This is a genomic window from Pseudomonas sp. B7 (assembly GCF_016735645.1).
Classification (GTDB): domain Bacteria; phylum Pseudomonadota; class Gammaproteobacteria; order Pseudomonadales; family Pseudomonadaceae; genus Aquipseudomonas; species Aquipseudomonas glycinae.
Map to the genome: position 1 here is coordinate 72,016 of NZ_JAERRE010000009.1, position 18,222 is coordinate 90,237.

Below are 18,222 nucleotides of genomic sequence, written 5' to 3' on the forward strand. Positions count from 1 at the left end.
CGCTCGCAAGACCTGTTCAACCGGCGGGAATCGACAACGTCGCCCGCAGGCCGCCCTCGACCCGGTTTTCCAGTGTGATCCGCCCACCCAGACGGGTTGCGATGGTATTGACGATGGTCAGTCCCAGCCCGGCACCCTGGGGATTGCCCCGGCTGTAGAACCGCTCGAACAATCGAGCCCGATCCGCTTCATCGATACCCGGCCCCTGATCTTCAACGCTCAAATGGTAAAGCCCGTCGGCCCTGGTCAATTGCACGCTGATCACGCCTTGCTCCGGGGAGAAGTTGGCGGCATTGGTGATGAGGTTGTTCAGGGCAATGTCGATGGTGGCGGCATCGGCGAGCACAGGGAAAGGTTGGTCGTTGACGTCGAAGGCCAATTCCAGATGCTTGCTCAGCAGCCATGGCGTGAGTTGCACCAGACTGTTGCGCACGGTGTCGCCAAGGTCGATGCGTTGTTTGGCAGGCGCGCTGGCCTTGGGTTCGAGGCGGGCCATGGTCAGTAGCTGATTGACCAGTCGGCTGGTGCGATCCACCCCGGCGATCAGAAATTCGAGTGACTCGCGACGCTCCTGTTCGGTGCCGGCCTCCAGCAGGTTTTGCGCATGCACCCGCAGTACCGCCAGTGGCGTGCGCATTTCGTGGGCGGCGTCGGCGATGAACCGGCGCTCGCGACCGAGCACTTCCTGGATTTGCGCAAGCATGCGGTTGAGCGCGGCCTGCATCGGTTCCAGTTCGCTGGGCAGCGGTGTCAATTGCAGCGGTTCGAGGGAGCCGCTGTGACGGGCGCGCAGGGTCGCCGCCATGTTGGCCAGGGGCTTGAGCCCCCAGCCGATGGCCAGCCAGATCATCGCCGCAAGAATCAGGCTGCCGATCACGTTCGGCCACAGGGTATGGCGGACGATCCGGTCAACCAGATCCGCTCGCACGTCACCGCGTTCACCCACCCAGATGCGCAAACCGTTCTGTCGGTCTTCCAGGACAAACGCCCGCCAGTGGCGCTTGTTCAAATCCACCACATCACTGAAGCCTGGCTGGATCGGCGGCGTGCTGAAGGAGGGCGCGCTGGCGGTATGCACCAGAACCTCGCCCTTGGCATTCCAGACCTGAAAGGCGAGCTTTCTCTCGTAGGGATGGCCGTCACCCTTGGGCACGGCTTCAGCCAGGGCCGAGTTGAACGCCCGATAAAGATCCGCGTGCTCCTGCCCCTGCAACGGCATGCGCATCACACCTTGCAGCAACCGTGCGTTCTGCGCCAGTTGCGCGTCGTAGACTTCGGCGATTTCGTGGTTGCTGTCGTGCAGATTGAACAGGCTGAGCACGGTCAGACCGGCGAGCATCAGGCCGATGATCAGGGTCAGGGTGCGGCGCCGGATCGAGGTCATCGGCGCTCCTCCACCAGATAACCCACGCCGCGAATGGTGCGGATCAGGTCGGTGGAGAATTTCTTGCGCAGGTGATGAATATGCACTTCGAGAGTGTTGCTTTCGGCTTCTTCGTTCCAGCCGTAAAGCAGTTGTGTCAGGTGGTCACGGGTCATGACCCGACCCGGCGGCGAGAGCAGTTCGTGCAGCAACTGATATTCCTTGGGCGTGAGTACCACCGGTTGGCCCAGATAGCTGACTTGCTGGGTGCCGGGGTTGAGGCTGATGCCGGCATGTTCGATCAGCATCTGCGCGCGTCCGGCACTGCGTCGCAGAAGGGCGCGCAGGCGGGCCTTGAGTTCGGCCAGGTCGAAGGGCTTGATCAGGTAGTCGTCGGCGCCGGCGTCCAGCCCCGCGATGCGGTCTTCGGTGGCATCGCGGGCGGTGAGGATCAGCACCGGCAGGTTCGAACCGCTGCCACGCAGACGACGCAGGACTTCGAGCCCATCCATGCGCGGCAGGCCGAGATCGAGCACCGCCAGATCAAAGTTTTCGCTGAGCAGGGCGTGCAGGGCGCTGCTGCCGTCCTTGAGCCAGTCGACCGTGTAGCCCTCGCGCCCCAGCGCCTGATGAATGCCCTCGCCGAGGGCCACGTCATCCTCGATCAGTAATAAACGCACACGGACTCCTGTCAGTCGAGTTTCTTGTTCACGTCCACCAGCAACGCGGCGATCTCTTTGCGGCGTCCGGCATCGGCACTTTCCCGGCCTGGGCGAGGAGCGGCTTGCAGGGCCTTGAGCAGCGCTGCTTTGGCTTCAGCGTAGCGTTTTTGACGGTAAAGGTGATCGCCCCAGAAGTACAGACTGTCGATTCCCTCGGGGTTGAGTTGCAGGGCCTGTTTGAGCAGTTGTTCGGCCTTGTCGCTGTCGCCGAACCCGATCGGCCAGCCCGGCACCCGGTCGTACAGCGCGGCGAGGCTGGTGTAGGCCGAACCTTGCAATGCCTTGGGGTCGAGGGTCAGGGATTTTTCCAGATCGGCTTTGGCGTCCTTGGCTTTGCCCAGGGCCCCGAGCCCGCCCTCGGCACCGGCCCAACTGCTGGTGACGATGCCTTTCCAGATCCAGGCCTCGGCGACGGCCGGCCGTTCCGTGGCGAAGTGCGTTGCCTGGGCGGCCAACTGTTCAAACGCAGCGGCCCGCTGTTTTTCCGGGGTCTCGTATTGGATGTGCGCCCAGCTCTGCTGGATGCTGTTGAGGCGTTGTTGATCGGCAGCGTCCAGCGCCCAGACACTTTGACTGAGGGCGCCCAGCAGCACACAGGCGAGAAGTTTTTTCATGGTTTCGGCGTCTCGTTCTCGGGTTTTTCACTCAGGCGACGGATCAACGGCAATTGCTTGCGCAGACCGCGATCCACCAGATTGGGCAGCAGGCTGTTGAGGCGTACGAAGAAGCGCTCCGGCCAGCCCAGATAGAGGTCGCGGCGATCGCCGGCAATCGCATGGATTACGGCATTCGCGACGGCTTGCGGGTCGTCGACGCTGGATTTGAGTGCGTCGTTCAATGCCTGGGCGGCGGGGCTGTTCATGGCGGTGCGTGTGGCGCGGGGCGCCACGTACAACACACCGACCCGGGTATCCGCCAACTCTCGGCGCAAGGCCTCGGAAAATCCGCGCAAGGCAAACTTGGTCGCGCAGTAACTGGCATAACCGGGATAACCGATCGAACCATAGGTCGAGCCGACGTTGACCACCATGGCACTGTCGGCCTGCTTGAGCAGCGGCAGCAACAGTTTGGTCAGGCAGATCGGCGCACTGATGTTCACCGCCAGCATGGCGTTGATGTCGCTGTCGTCGAGCTGTTCCAGCATTGCGAAGTGATTGACCCCGGCGGCGTTGATCAGCAGGTTGATGCCGCCGATGGCCTCGGCGGCGGCCAACACCTTGCGCCGGTCGCTGAGGAACGTCAGATCGGCGGCGACCCAGCACAGGTTCTGCGGGTAAAGGTCGAGCAACAGGCGCAGCGATTCCTGATGCCGCGCGACCGCCAGGACCTGCGCACCGGCAGCGCACAAGGCACGCGTGATCGCTATCCCGATGCCGCCGCTGGCACCGGTCAACACCACACGGGCTTCATGCAGCTGCATGTTGAGCCTCCGCGTCACGGGGCAGGCCGCGGAACATGTCGGCGTAGAGCCGATAGACGACTTTCGAGGCATGGATCACCGCCGCCTGGTCGGCCGGATCTTCCAGCTGATTCATCAGCCGGCGATAGGTTTGCATGTGCTCGATGTCCAGCGAACCGTGGGAACTGAGGTAGCTGAACGCCGTTTCCGGCAGCGCCAGACGTTCGCGGATGCTGCCCGCCGCATGGGTGGCCAAGGCGATGCTGGTGCCCTCCAGCACGTTGACCATGCCAAACAGACCCACCGGATTGCCTCGGGCGATCAGGTCGTAGAGAAAGCTGACCATCAGCTCGATCGGCAGCGACGGCTGGCCATCACGCACCGCGTTACGGTCACCGCCACAGGCCTCGATGTCGTTGAGCACCCATTGCTCATGACCGTATTCGTCCTCGATGTATTCGCACACGGCTTTGCGCAGCCATTCCAGGTGCGTCGGCAGGCGTGCACCACAGGCCATCATCAGCGGTACGGTGTGGCGCACGTGGTAGTAGGCCTGGGCGAGAAACGCGCGATAGCTTTCAAGGCTGACCTTGCCTTGCAGCGCATCGAGGATGATCGGCAGATTGAACAGCTCGTGGCGTTCCTGGTGCGTGGCTTCTTGCAGGGTGTCGAAAAAACTCATGGTGCGGATTCCTCGGAAAGGGCGGATTCGATAAGCACGGCGCGGTACTGCGCGACGATTGCCTCGCGGCGCGGGCGACCGTTGGCGGTGAGCAGGCCGTTGGCGGCCGTGAAAGGTTGTTTGAGACGTGTCCAGTGATGCACCTGGGCGTAATCGGGCAAGGCCTCGTTGGCAGCGGCGACGGCGGCCGCCAACTGAGCATCGGTGCAGTCCGGACGGTGCGGCCAGAGCAGGGCGTGGTTATGCGGCAAGGCTTCGCCATACACAAAGGCCTGAGCGATGTGATGACGCTGGGTCAGTTCGGATTCGACCCATTCCGGGTTGACGTTGCGCCCGAAACTGGTGACGAACTGATGCTTCTTGCGGCCCTTGAGGTAGAGAAAACCTTCCGGGTCGAACTCGCCCAGATCGCCGCTGGGCCACCACTCATCGCTGTACGCGGGTTCGCCAATGTAGCCGAGCAGGGTCGAGCCTTTGATCAACACCTCACCGTCTTCGGCCAGGCGCACGTCGACATGGGGCAGGGGCCGCCCGACGCTCCCCGGACGCCGAGCCCCGGGCCGGTTGAGACAGACCACCGAGGCGCACTCGGACAGGCCGTAGCCTTCGTAGACCGGCAGGCCGACCCGTTGCGCGCGGTGCAGCAGATCCTCGGAAACCCGTGCGCCACCGACGGCGGCAAAACGCAGCGATTGCGGATCGAAGGCTTTCTGTTCGGCAGCGCTGACCAGTAACAGCAGCAATTGCGGCACCAGAATCAGGCTCTCGGGTGCCCGGCTGGCCAGACAGCCGAGCAAGCGCGGCAGGTCGACGCCGCTGGCGCCCTGGATGCCCAGGGTTTTCTGGCTCGGCACGCTCAGCGTCGCACCGGCGTACAGTGCGGCGTAACAGCCGAGGTTCTCCAGCAGGATCGCCAGCGGCAGTAGCGCCACGTGATGTTGGGGGGCCGTGGGTTTGCTGGCCTCTTCCAGCTCCCGTGCGACCCGCAGCAGACTGTCGGCGCTCAGGCACACGCCCTTCGGTGTACCGGTGGTGCCGGAGGTAAACGTCAGTTTGGCGGCGCCGACTGGCAGGCGGTTCGGGCCTTCAAAAGCGCGGCACCAGAATTCACCGCGTCGTTCATAACCGGCGGCGAGCAGTTCGCTCTCCAACTCCGGTTCAGCGATCACCCGTTCGGCCTGGCTTTGTTCCAGGCAATGGGCACGTTGTGCCGGACTGAAGAACGGCGGCAGCGTCACGCACGTCAAGCCTTCAAACAACGCCGCCAGATCCCAGAGTATGGCTTCGACGCCGTTGTCCAGCGCCAGGGCGATAACCTTCACGTTTTCATCGCGCAAGCGTTGCTGGCGGTACATTACTTCGGCGTACAGCGTCGTGTAACTGACTTTCAGGGTGTCGCCCCACAATGCCAAAGCGTTGTCATTGCGCCCTGCATGGCTGCGCAGGGTTTCCTGGAATCGTTGACGTTCAAGCGACATGGCAGGCTCCTTCGACAGAAGTCGGCAATCCCAGCCGACTGAACAGACCGATGTTGCGCAGATGGATGAAACCGGCGCGGATATTGCCCACGTGCACCCAGGGTTTGCTTTCGTAGTAACTGCCCCAGTGGTGACGGTCATCGCCCAGACGTTCGGGGTCGGCGGCGCACAGCGTCACCGGTTTCAGACCCAGGCGATGGAAGCTGTTGACCAGGCCGATATTGCCGGTGAAGGTCACCCATTCCAGACCGCCCATGGCCAACAGGTAAGTGATGGCAATGATGCTCAGGCGTGCGCTGCCGGTGTCGTTCGCGGCAAGGTTGCCGACTTCGACAATCGCGCTACGCTCCACCGGACGCTCGGCGGCTGCGCTGATCAACGGCTCGATCGGCTCGTCCAGGTAGCGTTCAAGAAACAGCGGTTCAAGGTGCGCACGACGTACCCCGGCCACCGCGCACAAGTCGCCGGAGTCGTTGTGCACACCAAACAGTTCAGGCATGAAATGGCGGATATCGGCGCCGTGGGCCTTGCGAAAGCGTTGTTGAATGAACGCTTCGAACGCCGCTCGTTGAGCATCGCCGGGTTGGGCGCTCGACAGCTGCATCTGCGGTGTTTCGCCTTGGCCAAAATGCAGGGGCAGGGGAATATTCCAGTCAGAATCGGGCATGGGCTGAACGCCTCCCTCAATAGGTTTGAGTGGAGTATCCGGACCATTTCTTAACGAAGTCTGAAGGTGAAAAAAGGTTAACGAACGACGGATCTTCAGATTGTCTTAAGACTTCCCCGGCAGGGTGACATCGTCGGTTCGCCCGGCAACCGGATCGAGACAGCCGAACGAGTCGGCCGTCGCTCACAACAATCACGAGGCACTTATGACCCGCGACATGGCCGCACCCCGTTATGGAAAACTGTCGATCACCTTGCACTGGCTGATGCTGGCGCTGTTCGTCGGCGTGTATGCCTGCGTTGAAATCAAAGGCTTCATGCCCCGAGGCAGCGAAGCGCGAGGCCTGTTAATGGGATTGCACGGGATGTTCGGCGCGAGCATTTTCGTCCTGGTGTGGGTGCGCCTGTTTGGCCGCCTGACGCCGCGTCCGCCGATCACCCCGAAACCGCCTGCCTGGCAGACGGCAATCGCGCACCTGATGCACCTGGCCCTGTATGGGCTGATGATCGTCACACCGGTGCTGGCCTGGCTGATGCTCGCGGCTGGCGACAAACCTTTTCCGTATTTCGGCTTTCATGTGCCGGCGCCGGTGGCGGTCGATCCGGACCTGGCCAAGCAGATCAAGCACTGGCACGAGCTGATCGGCAATGCCGGTTACTGGCTGATCGGCCTGCACGCCGCTGCCGGGCTGTTCCATCATTACTGGGTCGGCGACGACACCCTGGACCGGATGCTGGGAGGACGCACTCGTTCCTGAGGCGCGGGAGCCTACTCAGTCAGGCAGGTTCTCCGGCGCTACCCATACGCTGCACGGAATCTTGTACAGCAGCTGTTCTACCGTGCTGCCGACCAGCCGGTCTGCGCCGCGATGGCCGACGCGGCCCATGACGATCATGTCGATGTCATACCCGCTCGCGTAGCTGCAGAGCACCTTGGCCGGGTTGCCCATGACCATGTGCTGACGCTCGTCCGCAATCCCGTTGCGTTCGGCCAGTTCGCGGAACGCCGCAGCCTGGGCATCGAACAGGGACTTGGCGGCGCTGGAGGAGAAGAACGCCGAGGCATTGTCGAAGCCGAATTCATTGGCGCTGATCGATGACAGATCATGGGCATACAGCACGTCGAGTTCGGCATTGCACAGGCTGGCCAGTTTGGCGGCCTCACGCAGGATCCGGTCGTTGAAGCCGGCGTACTGCCCGTCACGGTGGAACGGGTCCACGGCGGCCAGGATCTTGCGCGGCAGGGCATGCCCGACATGGCTGACGAAATGCAGCGGCACCGGGCATTCGCGCAGCAGGTGAATATCCAGCGGGGTGAACATCAAGCGTGACAGGAACGATTCCGGCTCCAGCGCCTTGATCAGCGCCGCCATGGGCTGTTCTTTGAGGTGAATGAGGATTTCCTGTAAGGGTCGTTCCACCCACACCACTTCCGTGGTGACGGTGACCCCGAGCTTGCGCATCGAATGCGCCCGTTCTTCGAGCCACTGACGATGACGCTCGATATAGCCGATTCGCATCTGTTCCAGTGCTTGCTCGTTGACCATGCTGGCGGTCGCCAGACCTTCCAGGTAATCGAAAGCCACGATGTGCAGGGCCGCGCCCGCCGCCTTGGCCAGTGCCGCTGCACGGTCGAAGGCAGGGTTGTTTTCCATCAGGGGTGAGGCGACCAGCATGTAACGCGGTTGTTCTGACATGACGACTCTCCTTGGGACAGGAAGCGTTGAACCGATGGCTACAGGCTGCGCCCGGCGTACGGTGGACGTTTGATCTTTGTCAAACAACCGGTGGTCGCCAGAGCGCCGTCAGACGGGTGGTCAATCGTCGCGGATGTCGTCGATTGTTGATCATTATCAAGTGCCGGTCTGGCAGCGCGGCGCAGGCTGACTACGAGTCGAATCCTTCAGGAGAATGCTCATGGCCACCATGAAAGCTGCCATTTTTGTCGAAAAAAATCGCATCGTGCTGGATGACAAACCGATCCCGGAAGTCGGCCCGCTGGACGCTTTGATCCGGATAACCACCACGACAATTTGCGGTACGGATGTGCACATCCTGCGCGGCGAATACCCGGTGGCGAAGGGTTTGACGGTCGGTCACGAACCGGTGGGGATCATCGAACGTCTGGGGTCGCAGGTGCGCGGGTTTGTAGAGGGGCAGCGCGTGATTGCCGGCGCCATCACTCCCAGTGGGCAAAGTTATGCGTGCCTGTGTGGCTGTGGTTCCCAGGACGGGCCGGACACTCGCCATGGTTTCCGGGCCATCGGCGGGTGGAAGTTCGGCAACACCATCGATGGCTGCCAGGCCGAATACGTACTGGTGCCCGATGCCTTGGCCAATCTTTGTCCGATTCCTGATGGCCTCAGTGATGAGCAGGTACTCATGTGTCCGGACATCATGTCCACCGGTTTCTCCGGTGCCGAACGGGGCGAGGTGAGCATCGGCGACAGCGTCGCTGTATTCGCCCTCGGCCCCATTGGTCTGTGTGCAGTCGCCGGTGCCCGGCTCAAAGGCGCCAGCACGATCATCGGTGTCGATGCGGTGGCCGAGCGCATGACGGTAGCACGTCGATTGGGCGCCACCCATGTCGTCAATTTTCGCGAGGGCGACGTGGTCGAGCAGATCATGGCCCTCACCGATGGGCGCGGTGTCGATGTCGCGATCGAGGCACTGGGCACGCAAGGCACCTTTGAATCGGCGTTGCGCGTGCTGCGTCCGGGCGGCCGCTTGTCGAGCCTGGGCGTGTATTCGAGCGACCTGCGCATTCCGCTCGACGCCTTTGCGGCCGGGTTGGGCGATTACAGCATCGTCACCACCCTGTGCCCCGGCGGGAAAGAGCGTATGCGGCGTTTGATGGCGGTCGTGCAGAGCGGCATGGTTGACCTTTCACCGTTGGTGACCCACCGGTTCAAACTGGATGACATTGAAGCAGCCTACGATTTGTTTGCACACCAGCGTGACGGTGTGATGAAGGTGGCGATTACCCCGTGAAGGCGCGTCCGGCCCGTCGGCACGCTCACTGCGGGTGACGATGGCAGCCGACGATCAACTGCTTGAGGCCGTCCATGTTCTGAATGGTGACGTCGCGGCCGGTAATCTCCACCAGTTTTTGGTCGCGCAGGTGGGCGATGCCGCGACAGATGGTTTCGAGGCGCAGGCCCAGGTAGGAGCCGATTTCCTCACGACGCATCTTCAACACAAAGCTGCGCGACGAATAGCCACGAGCGCTCAAGCGTTGCGACAGGTTCAACAGAAACGCTGCCAGGCGTTCATCCGAGCTCATGTTGCCCAGGATCATCAGCATGTCGTGATCGCGAACGATCTCCCGGCTGAGGATCCTGTTCAGGTTGTGCTGCAGTGACGGCAGCTCGCGGGCCAGTTTTTCCAGCTGGCCAAAAGGGATGGGGCAGACTTCGCTGTCCTCCAGCGCGAACGCGTCGCAGGTGTGCAGATCCGAACTGATGGCATCCAGACCGAGCATTTCACCGGCAATCTGGAACCCGGTGACTTGCTCGCGACCATCGATCGACAGCACGCTGGTCTTGAATGACCCCAGCCGCACGGCATAGAGGGAACGCAAAGGATCACCGGCACGGTAGAGTGCCGCGCCTTTTTTGACCTTCAGTCGCTGGGCGATCAGCGTGTCCAGACGCTCGATTTCTCCACCGTTCAAGCCGAGCGGTAGACACAGCTCCAGCACGCTGCACCGGGAGCACGCCGTTTTGAGGTATTGATCGCGATACGAGCGAGTTTCTGCCACCGCAAAGCCCTCACCATGAATTGTTGATCATAGTTCTCGGGTCGCCATTGACACGGAAAAAGCCTTGTCGGCCGCCGTTAAACGACGAATGGATCCGAGGCAGTCAAAACGTCCTCGCGCATCAGAAACAAGTTGTGAGTGACCGGGGGCACATCACTGCGATCAAGTTGATAAAAATCAGTGAGCCAGAAGAATGCCTGCCGATACTTGAGCAGCAGAATTCCTGATCGTGATCAGGCTGAGAGAAAAATCCCCGCTCATGTCGCTCTTCAGGAAATCAGCTTTTCAATCATCCAGGTAAACGTTTCAGGGAGAGGCACGTGGTGCTCAAACTCAAACGCATTCTATTGATAGCCCCTGGCGAAATGACCCAGACCCCGGCTTTTGAACGCGCCTGTGCGCTGGCTCTTGCAAACGGAGCACTGTTGCATATCGTCGCGTTCGATTATGTCCCGGTGCTGGCAGCGGCCGGGCTGTTTGCACCCGAGGCAATGGCCCAGGCGCGGGAAGGGTATCTGCAAGTGCATCGGCACTGGCTGGAGCAGCAGGCCCGCTTCAAACGATGCATCGGCCTGAACGTGACCACTGAAGTGGTCTGGGCCAGATCGAACCTGGCGCACGTGCTTGAGTACGTGCAAGACTTTCATCCGGACCTGGTCATCAAGGATACCCATTACGTCCCTGCACTCGACCGGGCTTTCCATCGCCCGCTGGACTGGCGCTTGCTGCGCGAATGTCCGGCACACCTTCACCTGGTGACAAGCGCCGGGCATGCCAGGCCAATGAAAATTCTTGCGGCGGTCGATCTGTCGCATCTGGAAGAACTGACGCAAGGGTTGAACGACCGGATACTTGACCTTGCCTGCACGCTGGCGGCCGGTTGCGGCGCGGCGCTGCATCTGCTCAATGTCGGTTGCTGGGCGGTCATCGACGACGGGGCTATCAGCGTGTCGACAGGCAGCCTGGATGGCAGTCTGAAAGACGCCATCGAGGACGCCCAGCAAGAAGCTTTCGAAGCACTCGCTGAACGCTATGGCATCCAGAGTTCATGCAGACACTTGCTGACCGGCATCCCGCAAAAGGTCATCGGCCTGTTTGCCCGGCAGCACGCTTTCGACATGGTGGTGCTGGGCACGCTGTATCCCGACGGTACACACCGATTCATCGGCAGTACCGTCGAAAGCGTGTTGAACCAGGCTCCCTGCAGTCTGATGATCGTCAAACCGCCGCAGCCCTGCGAGTGAATGCGGGGTACTGCCGAGTTTGCACTGGATGAGAAACAACGGTGGTTGCGGCCGGAGGAGGTATTTCAATGATGTTATCGATCAACTCAAGTCACGGATCGATGCGGCCCACGTGTGGCCAGCGATTGCCGAAAAGGCACCGGTCAATAAGCGTCCCGGGATCACGTATGCCGATGGTCCGATCCCTTTATGAGTGACGCACTGGGTCTGGCGGGGGCCGCCGCGGCGCTGGGTATCGGCATGCTGGTCGGTCTGGAGCGCGAGCGGCACAAAGGGCGCGGCGACAGCCGTGCCTGTGCCGGGTTGCGCACGTTCGCGATCACGGCGCTGCTGGGTTACGTCGCGATGCAAGTGGGCGGCTCACTGCTGTTGGGCATTGTGGGCGGCTGTCTGGCGGTGCTGATCGGCGTGGCTTACTGGCGCAGCCTGAGCACTGATCCGGGGCTGACCAGCGAAGTGGCCTTGCTCACGGTGCTGGTACTGGGTGCGCTATGCGGCACAGCGCCGGAACTGGCAATCGCCATTGGCGTGGTCATGGCGGGGCTGCTGGCTTACCGGCAGAAACTCCATCACTTCGCCCGCAGCCAGTTGAGCGAAGCGGAGATGCGCGATGGGTTGGTGCTGCTGATCGCAGCATTGGTGGTGTTGCCGCTGACGCCTGACCGGTTCATCGGTCCCTACTCGGCACTCAACCTGCGCACCCTTTGTACATTGACCGTGTTGCTGATGGCCGTCGGCGCCATCGGGCATATCGCCGTGCGCACGCTGGGTGTGCGCTACGGCTACGCGGTCAGCGCCATCGCGTCCGGTTTCGCCTCCAGCACCATGACGATTGCGGCGATGGGCCATATCGCCCGCAAAGACCCGGAGCACCTCAAGGTATTGAGTGCGGCGGCCCTGCTGTCGAACCTGGCCACGGCGGCGCAGGTCGCGCTGATCCTCGGCGCGGTCGACACCGCGCTGCTGCGGCACCTGTGGGGGCCGTTGCTGGCCGGATTCGGCGTAACGCTGCTGTTCAGCCTGGGCCTGCTGTTCCCCAGGCCTGCGGTCGCTGCGAACCAACCGATCAAGGTCGGCGGGGCGTTCAATCTCAAGCTCGCGCTGGCGGTCACGTTGACCATGGCCGGCGTGACGTTTTTGTCTTCGCTGATGCTCGATCACTTTGGCGAGGCGGGCGTGATGCTGACTGCCGTACTCAGCGGATTCGCCGATGCTCATTCTTCCACGGCGTCGATTGCCACCCTCGCCAAGGGTGGACTGTTGGATTACGCCGCCATTGCGCCGCCCGTGCTGCTGGCGGTCAGCAGTAACGCATTGAGCAAATGCCTGGTGGCCTGGATCAGTGGCGGACGCCGTTTCGCCGCGTATGTCATACCCGGTCAGATTCTGCTGACCGCTGCCATGTGGGCCGGTCTGCTGGTGGATCGAGCGACGATTTGACCGGACACTGACAAAAATCAAAGTGCTCGTCGGTAAAAGGGACAGCCTGAGACTCATTCCCTGCCATCGCTCAATGTCGAGGTGCACCATGTCACAGGAACCCCGCCTGCTGCTGATCGCTCCGCCCTCCATGCACCACACGCCGGCATTCGATCGTGCCTTGGCATTGGCGCAGGCGCTGCAAAGACCGCTGCATATCGTGGCATTCGATTATTTACAGGCGCTGGCCGTGGTCGGGCTGTTTGCCCCCGAACAGGTGGCCGTGGCCCGTGACGCCTACCTGGAGAAGCATCGCCACTGGCTTGAAGAACAGGCAACACGGATGCGTGGACACGGGATCGTTGTCACGAGCGAAGTGGTCTGGGTTCAGGACCCTTACGCGGAGATTCTGCAATTCATCAATGAAATACCGCTGGTGATGATCATCAGGGATGCCCACGAAGAGTCGGTCCTGAAACGAGTGTTTTTTACCCCGCTGGACTGGCAACTGCTGCGCGATTGCCCGATCCCGGTACACCTCGTGACCAACGCCTTGAACCCACGCCCCCGTCATGTTCTGGCGATCATCGACGTGCTTCGCAGCGAAGATCAGGATCTGGTGTTCAATGACCAGATTATCGACGCCGCATCGAAGCTGGCCGAGGTGTGCAATGCCCGGCTGCAGTTGTTGCACGTCTACGATTGGACCGCCGCCTATGCGCAGGACTTCGGGTTTGGTGCGTTGCCGCTGGCCACCGGTATCTACGAGGCGCTGGGCACAGCACAGCATGAGGCGTTTGCCGCGATGGCCGAGCGTCATGGCGTGTCGAAGGAGTGTCGTCATTTCATCGAAGGTGTGCCGGTGCCGGCCATTTGCCGATTTGTCGAAGAGCAAAACGTCGACGTGATCGTGGTGGGGACGGTGCAGAACAAAGGGATGAACAAACTCTTGGGCACCACGGCCGAACAGCTCTTGCACCGGGCACCGTGCAGTGTGTTGGCGATCAAGCCGGGCAGGGGGCTCTAGCGTTGGAGCACCGGCGATCGCCCGTACGGACGTTCGCCGGCGACAGAGGCTACAAGTACAGGCTGTGAATGACCTGGCGGGGATCGTCGGGGTCATTGTGCCGTTCGAATCCCAGCGCCCGCGCCAGATCGCGCATGGAAGCATTGCTGGCGGCATCGACCGAATACATCCGATGCATTCCATTCTTGCGCGCCGCCGTGATCAAGTGTTCCATCAACAAGGTCCCCAGCCCCAGATGCGTCCATTCATCGGCAACGGTAACGGCGCATTCGCACTCGTGTTCACCCGTGGCGGCATAGCGGCTTACGCCGATCTCGATCAATTGGCCGTTGTCGTGCACCAGCGCCACGTAGGCCAGGCGCAGGCGATTATCGGTATCCATCAATTGATCCAGCATCGTGCCCGACGGTTCGTTTATCTGCGCCAGAAAACGCATGTGTCGCGACTCCGGAGACAAGCGTTGGATGAACGCATACTCGCGTTCCCGATCCTTTTCCGAAAGGGGCCGGATCAGCACATGGCGACCGTCCCTGAGTGCTTCGATCCAGTGTTGCCCGGCGATCGAGGCATAGGCATTGGCGGCTCGTTCGTTGTGGTCTTTGACGGTGAGCATGAGGAGACCCTCCTTGCGGTTTTAAAGACGGGTGCGGGACACAACGCCCTGCAGTCGCTTTCTTTCTACGCCGCTCAATGGGCAGGAATCTGATCTGGGTCAGAGACCGGCGATGTTGAATGGTCCGAAGTTGATGTAAATCAACTGCGTGCCATTGGCGCAGGCTCAGTCTCAAAGCCTGCGGTTGTCTTGCGGAGGTGTGTGATGGGGCAATATCAACGTTTGCTGCTGGTCGCCGACCAGACTCTGCATCAGACGCCCGCCATGCTGCGCGCGGTGGCGCTGGCCAAGGCGAGCGGGGCGGCGCTGGACGTTCGGGTCTTCGCTGAACCGGCACCCGTGGTTCACCTGTGGGAGGACAAAATCGATGAGGTCGGGTATCAGCGCTATCTGCGCCACCACCGTCGCTGGGTAGCCGATCAGCTTGAGCAACTCTCGGAACAGGGACTGAAGGTGACGGTGAACGTGGTGTTCACCACCCACGCGCTGCTGGATATCCTGCGGGCTGTCGCAGACCTTAAACCTGATTTGCTGATCAAGGATGTGACGCTCGAACCCCTCCTGAAGCGGGTTTTCATAACGCCGCTGGATTGCCATTTGCTGCGCGAATGTCCGGTGCCCGTGCATCTGGTCAACGAGGTCCGTTACAGCCTGCCGCATCGGATCGTGGCGGCCGTGGATCCGTTCGATCCCGAGACCCAGATCAGCGGTCTGAATGACACCATCATTCAGACCGCCAACGCGCTGGCCGCGCAATGTGACGCGCCCATGCACCTGCTCTACGCTTATGACCTGTCACCGGCCTTCAATGGCGACGCGCCGCTGATCGGTGCCGGATGGGGAGTGGATTTTGTCGAGGAGCTGCGGCAGTCCCTGCACCAGGCTTTCATCAACCTCGCCGATCGCTACGGGATCCCGCCCGAGCGACGCCATTTTGTGATGGGGCTGCCAGTGCCGGTCATCAGCGAGTTTGTCGAGCAATACCTGGCGGATGTGGTCGTGATGGGCACGGTGCACCGCGCAGGTATTGACCGGTTGATGGGTAGCAATACCGAGCGGGCGCTGTATTCGGTACCCGGCAGCATCCTGGCGGTGGGGCCGGTCGTTCGAACCGAAGTGCAAAGTCCTGGATCTGACGAGAGGTCTCTATGAGCCAGTATCAACGGTTGTTGCTGATCATCAATCCGCTCCTGCGCGAGTCCGCTGCGATCAACCATGCCGCGGCGCTGGCCAAGGCCAGTGGCGCGCGCTTGCACATATTGGCGCTGATTCCCTCGCTCGACGGTTTGTCGCTGCTGGAAACAGGCAACCGGTCACAGGCACGCGAAGCATTTCTTGAGGAACACCGGCGGACGCTGGAAGCCCGGGCGGTCAATCTGCGCGGCAGGCGGATCGAGGTGACCACCGAAGTGGAATGGGCCGCTGATGTGGAGCAGCGCATCCTTGATCACGTCAAAGCGTATGGGCCCGATCTGCTGATCAAGGAAATCGAACAGGTGTCGGCCCTCAGGCGCGCGTTTTACACGCCGCTGGACTGGCAATTGCTGCGCGATTGTCCAGTACCTGTGTATCTGGTGGGCGGAAGCGGCTATGTATTGCCTCGTAAAGTGCTGGCGGCGGTCGAGGTGTCGGATATCGAGTCCGCCGACAACTCGTTGAACGAGCAGATCATCCGGCAGGCCAGTGCCTTGGCCATTCAGTGCGACGCCGAGTTGCACTTGCTCTATGCCTGCGATATTTCCGCCGCGTACCTGGCGGACATGGGGGGATTACCCCTGGCCGAGCTGACTCGGTCACTGCGCGAGGACCTGCAAAAATCGTTTCTTCGACTGGCCAGGCAGTTCGGTGTGGCCTCCAGTCAGCGCCACTTCGTTGAAGGCCGGCCAGTCACTGTGCTGAGCGAGTTCGCCGACGAGCAGCATGTCGATGTCATCGTGATGGGAAGAGTTCGCTACTGGGGCTTGAGCAAATGGTTGGGCAGTACCACCGAGCACATTCTTTACCAGGTACCTTGCTGCGTTCTGGCGGTTTGACGAGCGTTGCCGGGCTCTCGGCAGGCGAGATGCTTTCCGTTGGTCAAACAGCGTATTGACATATCGAATAATCTCGATATCCTCGCCGCATGGACCTGATCGAAGTATTCAAAGCACTCTCAAACCCGGTACGGCTTGAAATCCTGAAAGGCTTGAAGGACCCCGTAAAGAACTTTCCCCCGCAGGACGAGGGCGACGTTCACACGGTGGGCGTGTGTGTGAGCAGTATTCAAGAGGGCATCGGACTCTCGCAGTCAACGGTGTCCGGTTATCTTGCAACGCTGCAGCGTGTGGGCCTGGTTGAAGTCAGGCGCATCGGTCAGTGGACCTACTACAAGCGCAATGAAGCCAACATCAGCGCCTTGGCCGAGGTCATAGGGAAAGAGCTGTAAAAAAATTTACCGCAATGTATCGAGATATCTCGATATCCCTTATTGTCGATACGAGGATTCACCATGAAAGCGATGCTGCTTGAATCATTTGGCAACCCGGAATCGTTCACACTCTGCGACGTGCCCAAGCCTGTGCCGGAAACGGGACAAGTGCTGGTCCGGGTACACGCCACCTCGATCAATCCATTGGATTATCAAGTCCGACGCGGCGACTATTCCGACCTGGTGCCACTGCCGGCCATCACCGGACATGACGTCTCCGGCGTAGTCGAAGCGGTCGGCCCGGGTGTGACGGCTTTCGCCCCCGGAGACGAAGTCTGGTACACGCCGCAAATCTTCGACGGCCCCGGCAGCTATGCCGAGTACCACGTGGCGTCCGCCAGCATCATCGGCAAAAAGCCTTCCTCACTGAGCCACCTCGAAGCTGCCAGCTTGAGCCTGGTGGGCGGGACAGCATGGGAAGCCTTGATCGTGCGGGCAGCGCTCAGAGTAGGGGAGAGCATCTTGATCCATGGCGGCGCAGGCGGCGTCGGACATGTCGCCATCCAGCTCGCCAAAGCGATGGGCGCCAAAGTGTTCACGACCGCGCGTGAAGCAAATGCCGAGTTCGTCCGCCGCATGGGCGCCGATGTGATCATCGACTACGAAAAGGAAGACTACGTCGACGCCATCCTGCGGGAAACCAATGGCCTCGGAGTGGACGTAGTGTTCGACACCATCGGCGGCGACACCCTGTCGCGCAGCCCCGACGCACTCGCGCAACTTGGCCGCGTGGTCTCGATCGTCGACATCGCCCGGCCACAAAACCTCGTTCAGGCGTGGGGCAAGAACGCGAGCTATCACTTCGTTTTCACCCGCCAGAACCGCGGCAAGCTCGATGAATTGAGTGCCCTGGTGGAACGCGGTCAACTGCGGCCACATGTTGGCGCGGTGTATTCGCTTGCGGAGATTGCGCTGGCGCATGCGCGGCTGGAAAGTCCCAACAATGGTCTTCAGGGGAAGATTGCGATTGCGGTCGTGCCGGCGCTTCGTTCGGGTTCTGTGGAGGATGCATCATGATTTATGAGATCGCTTTGCTGCCTGTTCACGCAGAACGTGTTGATGAGTTCCGACGTGCATTTGCCGAGGTTGCGCCTTTGCTCCGCCGCGCGAACGGGTACGGCGGGCACATGCTTGCGCAGGGGATTGAAACGCCGGAGCGGTTCAATCTGATTGTGCGGTGGGACTCGCTTGAGGCTCACACGGATTTTGAGGCGGGGGAGGATCACAGGGTCTTTATGCTGGGACTTGAGAGGTATTTTTCGGAGGAGCCGCAGGTTTATCACATTGAGGGGGCGGCTTTTAATGCCCGCGAAGGTGATGGAGCTCCCTGGCCCTGAATCAGGAGTCCTTCAGTAAAAGGGAGCAGATTCATTACCTGAATC

At 61.2% G+C, this 18,222-nt stretch carries 20 protein-coding genes; 10 read left to right on the forward strand and 10 right to left on the reverse strand.

Annotated features, from left to right (window positions below; translation table 11 throughout):
- Nucleotides 1-16: 16 nt before the first annotated feature.
- From JKA62_RS20110 to JKA62_RS20140, 7 genes are read right to left on the reverse strand one after another with little or no spacing between them, the layout of a single operon-like run.
- Nucleotides 17-1,384 carry an ATP-binding protein gene (locus JKA62_RS20110; protein ID WP_011334727.1) on the reverse strand — a complete coding sequence of 456 codons (1,368 nt, stop codon included), beginning with the start codon at nucleotides 1,382-1,384 and terminating at the stop codon, nucleotides 17-19.
- Complete coding sequence (locus JKA62_RS20115) at nucleotides 1,381-2,043, reverse strand: response regulator (protein ID WP_011334726.1); 663 nt, start codon at nucleotides 2,041-2,043, stop codon at nucleotides 1,381-1,383. Before JKA62_RS20115 ends, JKA62_RS20110 begins: the two co-directional genes overlap by 4 nt.
- Nucleotides 2,044-2,054: 11 nt before the next feature.
- On the reverse strand, nucleotides 2,055-2,699 hold the full coding sequence (locus JKA62_RS20120) for a tetratricopeptide repeat protein (RefSeq protein WP_011334725.1): 645 nt from the start codon (nucleotides 2,697-2,699) through the stop codon (nucleotides 2,055-2,057).
- Nucleotides 2,696-3,505: an SDR family oxidoreductase gene (locus JKA62_RS20125; protein WP_041475324.1), complete on the reverse strand. Its 810-nt coding sequence runs from the start codon at nucleotides 3,503-3,505 to the stop codon at nucleotides 2,696-2,698. Before JKA62_RS20125 ends, JKA62_RS20120 begins: the two co-directional genes overlap by 4 nt.
- Complete coding sequence (locus JKA62_RS20130) at nucleotides 3,492-4,166, reverse strand: TenA family transcriptional regulator (RefSeq protein ID WP_011334723.1); 675 nt, start codon at nucleotides 4,164-4,166, stop codon at nucleotides 3,492-3,494. The genes JKA62_RS20125 and JKA62_RS20130 overlap by 14 nt, the downstream gene beginning before the upstream one ends.
- Nucleotides 4,163-5,644 carry an AMP-binding protein gene (locus JKA62_RS20135; protein WP_011334722.1) on the reverse strand — a complete coding sequence of 494 codons (1,482 nt, stop codon included), beginning with the start codon at nucleotides 5,642-5,644 and terminating at the stop codon, nucleotides 4,163-4,165. The genes JKA62_RS20130 and JKA62_RS20135 overlap by 4 nt, the downstream gene beginning before the upstream one ends.
- On the reverse strand, nucleotides 5,634-6,311 hold the full coding sequence (locus JKA62_RS20140) for a thermostable hemolysin (RefSeq protein WP_011334721.1): 678 nt from the start codon (nucleotides 6,309-6,311) through the stop codon (nucleotides 5,634-5,636). Before JKA62_RS20140 ends, JKA62_RS20135 begins: the two co-directional genes overlap by 11 nt.
- Nucleotides 6,312-6,516: 205 nt before the next feature.
- On the opposite strand from JKA62_RS20140, the gene JKA62_RS20145 reads away from it, so the two are divergent.
- The gene (locus JKA62_RS20145; RefSeq protein ID WP_011334720.1) at nucleotides 6,517-7,068 is read left to right on the forward strand and encodes a cytochrome b; all 552 of its coding nucleotides are present in this window, start codon (nucleotides 6,517-6,519) and stop codon (nucleotides 7,066-7,068) included.
- A gap of 15 nt (nucleotides 7,069-7,083) precedes the next feature.
- Here JKA62_RS20145 and JKA62_RS20150 read toward each other — a convergent pair whose 3' ends face one another.
- Nucleotides 7,084-8,007: a universal stress protein gene (locus tag JKA62_RS20150; RefSeq protein ID WP_011334719.1), complete on the reverse strand. Its 924-nt coding sequence runs from the start codon at nucleotides 8,005-8,007 to the stop codon at nucleotides 7,084-7,086.
- Between the two features lie 220 nt (nucleotides 8,008-8,227).
- Here JKA62_RS20150 and JKA62_RS20155 point away from each other — a divergent pair, with 220 nt between their 5' ends.
- On the forward strand, nucleotides 8,228-9,301 hold the full coding sequence (locus tag JKA62_RS20155; protein ID WP_011334718.1) for an NAD(P)-dependent alcohol dehydrogenase: 1,074 nt from the start codon (nucleotides 8,228-8,230) through the stop codon (nucleotides 9,299-9,301).
- A gap of 25 nt (nucleotides 9,302-9,326) precedes the next feature.
- Here the strand turns inward: JKA62_RS20155 and fnr are convergent, their stop codons facing one another.
- Nucleotides 9,327-10,070 (reverse strand): fumarate/nitrate reduction transcriptional regulator Fnr, encoded by a 744-nt coding sequence (gene fnr / locus JKA62_RS20160; RefSeq protein WP_011334717.1) that lies wholly within the window; start codon nucleotides 10,068-10,070, stop codon nucleotides 9,327-9,329.
- A gap of 323 nt (nucleotides 10,071-10,393) precedes the next feature.
- Between fnr and JKA62_RS20165 the strand changes: the two genes are divergently transcribed.
- The 3 genes from JKA62_RS20165 (at nucleotide 10,394) to JKA62_RS20175 (ending at nucleotide 13,760) form a co-directional block, all read left to right on the forward strand.
- A complete protein-coding gene (locus JKA62_RS20165; RefSeq protein ID WP_201819140.1) occupies nucleotides 10,394-11,314 on the forward strand; it encodes a universal stress protein in 921 nt (306 codons plus the stop codon).
- A gap of 189 nt (nucleotides 11,315-11,503) precedes the next feature.
- Complete coding sequence (locus tag JKA62_RS20170; RefSeq protein WP_201819141.1) at nucleotides 11,504-12,754, forward strand: MgtC/SapB family protein; 1,251 nt, start codon at nucleotides 11,504-11,506, stop codon at nucleotides 12,752-12,754.
- 88 nt (nucleotides 12,755-12,842) lie between these two features.
- Nucleotides 12,843-13,760, forward strand: a complete 918-nt coding sequence (locus JKA62_RS20175) for a universal stress protein (protein WP_201819142.1) — start codon at nucleotides 12,843-12,845, stop codon at nucleotides 13,758-13,760.
- A gap of 49 nt (nucleotides 13,761-13,809) precedes the next feature.
- Here the strand turns inward: JKA62_RS20175 and JKA62_RS20180 are convergent, their stop codons facing one another.
- A complete protein-coding gene (locus tag JKA62_RS20180; protein ID WP_011334713.1) occupies nucleotides 13,810-14,373 on the reverse strand; it encodes a GNAT family N-acetyltransferase in 564 nt (187 codons plus the stop codon).
- A 204-nt stretch (nucleotides 14,374-14,577) separates the two neighbouring features.
- Between JKA62_RS20180 and JKA62_RS20185 the strand changes: the two genes are divergently transcribed.
- From JKA62_RS20185 to JKA62_RS20205, 5 genes are all read left to right on the forward strand, one after another.
- Nucleotides 14,578-15,525 (forward strand): universal stress protein, encoded by a 948-nt coding sequence (locus JKA62_RS20185; protein WP_011334712.1) that lies wholly within the window; start codon nucleotides 14,578-14,580, stop codon nucleotides 15,523-15,525.
- Nucleotides 15,522-16,406, forward strand: a complete 885-nt coding sequence (locus JKA62_RS20190; RefSeq protein ID WP_201819143.1) for a universal stress protein — start codon at nucleotides 15,522-15,524, stop codon at nucleotides 16,404-16,406. The genes JKA62_RS20185 and JKA62_RS20190 overlap by 4 nt, the downstream gene beginning before the upstream one ends.
- Nucleotides 16,407-16,495: 89 nt before the next feature.
- A complete protein-coding gene (locus JKA62_RS20195; RefSeq protein WP_007950555.1) occupies nucleotides 16,496-16,798 on the forward strand; it encodes an ArsR/SmtB family transcription factor in 303 nt (100 codons plus the stop codon).
- Between the two features lie 63 nt (nucleotides 16,799-16,861).
- The gene (locus JKA62_RS20200) at nucleotides 16,862-17,857 is read left to right on the forward strand and encodes a zinc-dependent alcohol dehydrogenase family protein (RefSeq protein WP_201819145.1); all 996 of its coding nucleotides are present in this window, start codon (nucleotides 16,862-16,864) and stop codon (nucleotides 17,855-17,857) included.
- Nucleotides 17,854-18,177 (forward strand): antibiotic biosynthesis monooxygenase family protein, encoded by a 324-nt coding sequence (locus JKA62_RS20205; RefSeq protein ID WP_011334709.1) that lies wholly within the window; start codon nucleotides 17,854-17,856, stop codon nucleotides 18,175-18,177. The genes JKA62_RS20200 and JKA62_RS20205 overlap by 4 nt, the downstream gene beginning before the upstream one ends.
- Nucleotides 18,178-18,222: the final 45 nt, after the last annotated feature.